The 4483-nt window shown below is 34.6% G+C and carries 3 protein-coding genes; all 3 read right to left on the bottom strand.

Going from position 1 to position 4483, the window contains the following annotated elements; genetic code table 11:
- Positions 1-1096 (bottom strand): DEAD/DEAH box helicase (locus QZ659_RS20125; RefSeq protein ID WP_291728832.1); only part of this gene is annotated, 1096 nt, incomplete at its 3' end.
- Between the two features lie 221 nt (positions 1097-1317).
- On the bottom strand, positions 1318-1962 hold the full coding sequence (locus QZ659_RS20120) for a type IIL restriction-modification enzyme MmeI (protein ID WP_291728830.1): 645 nt from the start codon (positions 1960-1962) through the stop codon (positions 1318-1320).
- On the bottom strand, positions 1955-4039 hold the full coding sequence (locus QZ659_RS20115) for a class I SAM-dependent DNA methyltransferase (RefSeq protein WP_291728828.1): 2085 nt from the start codon (positions 4037-4039) through the stop codon (positions 1955-1957). The genes QZ659_RS20120 and QZ659_RS20115 overlap by 8 nt, the downstream gene beginning before the upstream one ends.
- Positions 4040-4483: the final 444 nt, after the last annotated feature.

Below are 4483 nucleotides of genomic sequence, written 5' to 3'. Positions count from 1 at the left end.
ATGATCCTCTGTACCCTACTGTCAATGCGTGTTCGCAATAAGGCCAATCAAAACCTTCTTTTGCCATACCTAAAGCGATAATAATATCAATATCATCTGCTGACTTTACATTTCTAAGGTAATTCTGAATTTTATCTCTTTCTTTTTGTGTATCTTCTACCAAGTCAGCAATTTTTAAAATTCTGCCATGCTCATGAGTTTTGACATAAATTACACCTGTTTCGCTGTCTTGTCTTTCTACTTCGCCAATCGCATCGATGATAAAATCTACTTCGTTGCGTTTGTCTTTGGTAGATTCTCCTGAATTGACATTTGGAATATGAAGAATTGTTTTTTTATCAGTTTCCAAAACATCCATAATCGCATCGGTATATTTTCCTTGATAGAAATGATACCCAATGCCTAAGGTTTTGAGATAATTGTAACCGTTGAGCTGCTCGTAATAATTATAAGTAACTTTCGTAAATTTCGCCTCATCTTCTGGAAGCAAAATCGGAATGCTATCGCCTCTAAAATAAGAACCTGTCATGGCTATAATATGCGCCTTTGACTTATCCATAATGTTTTTCAAAATCTCTCCCAAACGATTATCGCCAGCTACCGAAACGTGATGAAATTCGTCTATGGCAAGCAAAACATTATCAAACTTGCTTTCTTCCAAACCCTCACACGCAAAACGCAATGTAGCGTGCGTACAAATCAGAATCTGCTCCTCGTTGTCTTCCTCCATAAACTGATGAAAAGCACTGACTTTGCTTTTGCTGCCGTCGCTGCCTGCCGTACACAAATTGTATTTTTCATTGGGCGACCAATTGGCAAAAAAACCAAACGTTTTTAAATCGGTTGGAGAAAACGAACTTCCAATCGAACGCTCTGGAACAGCCACCACTACTTTTTTGATGCCTTGATGGATGAGCTTATCCAATGCCAAAAACATCAACGCTCTTGACTTTCCAGAAGCAGGAGGCGATTTGAGAAGCATATACTGTGCATCACGATGCTCAAAAGCACGTTCTTGCATCTGACGCATTCCGTACTGATTGGTGTTTTTGCTATTTCCTGTTTGATTGTAGGTTACGTTTACTAGATTTGGCATAATTGAAATAATTACGAATTAAAAATTACGAATTAATTGACTATCAATTAATTGAGTGTTTCCTTCGGTACTGCCCTATCGGGCTGACCTAAGATTAAAGTAAGGTCAGTCTCGTTAGAGCAGACAGACCGATAAAAAAATAGCTAACTTTTGAAACGTTGTACTAATTAGAAAAATAATTAAATATAAAATTATTTGATACGATGAAATTACATTCATAATTATTTTTTCTTTTTCTTCTTTTTCTCTTTCTCAAAAAGCGTGTTTTTGTCTTTTTCTTCTTGTATCATTTTTTCATAGAGCTTAAATAGATACTCCAAACGCTCTTCATCACTACTAAAAGGCGTACTGCGATAACAACGCTCCACAGCCAAATCGTTTTGATGGTGGGCTTCTCTCAAACCCTCTGGCATTTTATCTGGGTCGTATAGCTCTGCTAGTGTTTTTTCTGAATGCTTGGCTCGCTCATCCAAAATAGCTAATGTACATTGTGTGAGTTCGTCTTTTCTTCTCTCTGATATTGAGGGGAAAGGGAAGGTGTTGTAGCAAATTGAAGATGAATAACTATAATCTGATTTTAATCTACCTGAAACTGTTTTGATCCAAGCCATCTTCATTTTAGATGATAAGACTGAGAAAAGCATAGGCTCTGCATTATAAATAGGAAATGCCTTATCCATCACAACTATATCCGAATCAAAATATCCTAATGGAATATAATCTCTTCTTTCAGACGAAACTTTTGGCATTATCATTAATGAACCCTTTGTAAACCGTGCCTCACCAAACTTGTACGGTGTGGAGGCTGCTTTTACTGTAGATTTTCTCTTACTTTTTTTTCTAAAGGTTTCTTTTTTTTCAACCAAAAATTACCAATTTTTTTCTAAAGTTTTCAACTTGAAGTATTCTATCTTTAATAGGTGGGATTTTGTTCACATTCTCAATTTGGGAATCTTCAATCCATAAACACCATCTATCTATCCCTTTAATTAATTCTTGAGAACCCATTATTCGCAACACATAAATTGCTGCTTCGGGATAATTTAATATCAACTTTTCCTTTTCCTCTGTCGAAAGTATTAAAGAACCTCCATCCAAAGCAGAACTACCATATCCTATTTTTGGAAGAGGTGAAAGTGGATTACTTCGTTTTTCAACAAACAAATCATTACCTCTAGTGAGATAAGGGCTAATATTTTGAACACTTTGTCCTATACCTTTTTCATATATATATTTTTGTTTGTTACATTTATTTCTAAGTCCTACGATTACACATATAACTCCTGCATTGTGTTTAGCATTATTAATCCATTTGAATGAAGTATATGCAAATCCAATTTCAATAGAAATAGCAAGTATATGTGACCATAATAAAGCAACTTGTTCTCCTTGGCAAATTGAATTTGTACTAACAAATGCACATTGGCTATTAGTTTTATGTATAAAATTTGCTCCTTTGTAGAACCAACAACTAATATAGTCTAAGCTTTTGTACTCTTTTTTTATACTTTTAAAAACAATACTCATATCTTCTTTTTGAGAAGAATTTTGAACGCTATATCCCAAATACGGAGGATTCCCCAAGATATAAATCTCATCGTTTTCCTTTTTCGGACAGACTTTTTCCCAGTCTAATCGGCAGGCGTTTCCTTGTACGATATTTCCAGCTTCTGTGAGGGGAAGCGTGGGGTTGGTTTTTCCAAATTCTTTAAAGAAAACTACATCCATTTGGTGTTTGGTCAGCCAAAGGGCAAGAATAGCAATTTCTTGAGCAAAATCGTCTAGTTCTATTCCATAAAAATTAGAGAGTGAGATTTGAGAGAGAGCGAGTGTTTTGGTTTCTTTAAAAATCTCCATTTCTAGTTTTCGGAGTTCTTTGTAGGCAATAATCAGAAAATTACCACTTCCACAAGCAGGGTCAAATATTTTTATGCTTTGCAGTCTTTTCAAGAGCGCACTAAGTTTTTTATCGTTTCCTTTCGCCTTTTCAAATTCTTCTTTGAGCTCATTTAGAAATAAAGGCTCAATGACTTTCATAATATTGGGAACAGAAGTGTAGTGTTGCCCTAGGCTTCCTCGTTGGTCTTCTGAAATGACAGCTTGAAACATCGAACCAAAAATATCTGGGTTGATAGCCGACCAGTCTTGGTTTCCACTTTCTAAAAGTGTTTTTCTTGAAGCTGCCGAAAACTTAGGAACTTTATGTTTTTTGGCAAACAAACCACCATTGACATACGGAAAAGCATCTAGGTAGGCAGGCAACTCTTTTCTATTGTTTTGAGGAGTATTTAGCACCTCAAAGAGCTTATCCAAATAGTTGTTTAGGTCGCTTCCGTCGGTTTGGGTGTGCGAAGCAATGGCATTTGTAAACTGATTGTCTTGAAAAATATTGGTGTCTTCTGCAAAAAAGCAAAAAAGTAATCTTGAAAGAAACACATTGAGTTCTTGAATAAATTCTGTGGAAGTATCTTCATTATCTTTCTTTATTTCATCGAAGAGCTTTGCCATCTTGACAGCAGCTTTTACATCAGCAGGGTTTTCGTTTTGGAGTTGTGCTTTTTCCATTCCTGCCCACGGCAAGAAAAAATCGTAGTGTTTTGGAAGTTCTTTTAATTGAATATCAAGTGTTGCATTTGTTTTGGTGTCTTTTGCCAAAAAAGTATCATAATCTGTAACGATAACAAAACGTTGGTCGTGCTTGATTTCTTTTGCTAGATTACTGATAGCAAGGTGTAAGTCTTGGTTATAGATTTCTTTAAAAAAGAGCTTTTTTTTGAGGGATATTTCGCCTTCTATTTTGGAAAGGTTGGCAGTTCCTTTTTTTAGCCTTGTGATGGTGGCTTTGGGTAAATTATATGCCAAAAGCAGTTGATAAATGAAAGATTCTTTCTTGAAGTTTTTTATCAGTTTGGTAAGATTGTTTTCTATTTGTGTGATGTTCATTTATTTAGTTTTTGAAAAGCCAAAATTATTCAATAGTCTAAAATTTGGACAAAACTTGGAAATACACTTTGTTTTATATAAAAAAACACTATTAATTTAATAAATAACTAATAGTGTTTACAATATAAATAAAAAATAATTACCAATTCAAATGTATATCTAATTTCTTTGCTCAATACAGGTTATAACGATTTTGTATAGGTCTGACTGTTAGTGATTTAGCAAAAATAAATTGTGTCTATTTCTTCATTGTCGGTGTCTGACCGACGATAGTCTGTACCAAACATAAAATACAAATGCTCATCATACTTTGTTAAAGTACTGAGCATAAATAGATATTTGCTGTTCTGTGAGGCACAGAACAAGTAAAAAGTTTACAAAACATCCAACTAAAAAAACTCCACTCTCTGTTTATAAGAAAGTGGAGTTGTAAAAAGGAATTTA

Origin of the sequence: Bernardetia sp. (genome assembly GCF_020630935.1) — a bacterium.
In the GTDB taxonomy this organism is placed as follows: Bacteria; Bacteroidota; Bacteroidia; order Cytophagales; family Bernardetiaceae; genus Bernardetia.
The sequence above is the reverse complement of the archived record's forward strand: the minus strand, read 5'-3'. Positions and strand labels throughout refer to the sequence as shown.

Bases quoted from the DNA above. Each gene is read 5' to 3' on its own strand.
- QZ659_RS20115 (WP_291728828.1), bottom strand. From the start codon at position 4,039: ATGAACATCACACAAATAGAAAACAATCTTACCAAACTGATAAAAAAC.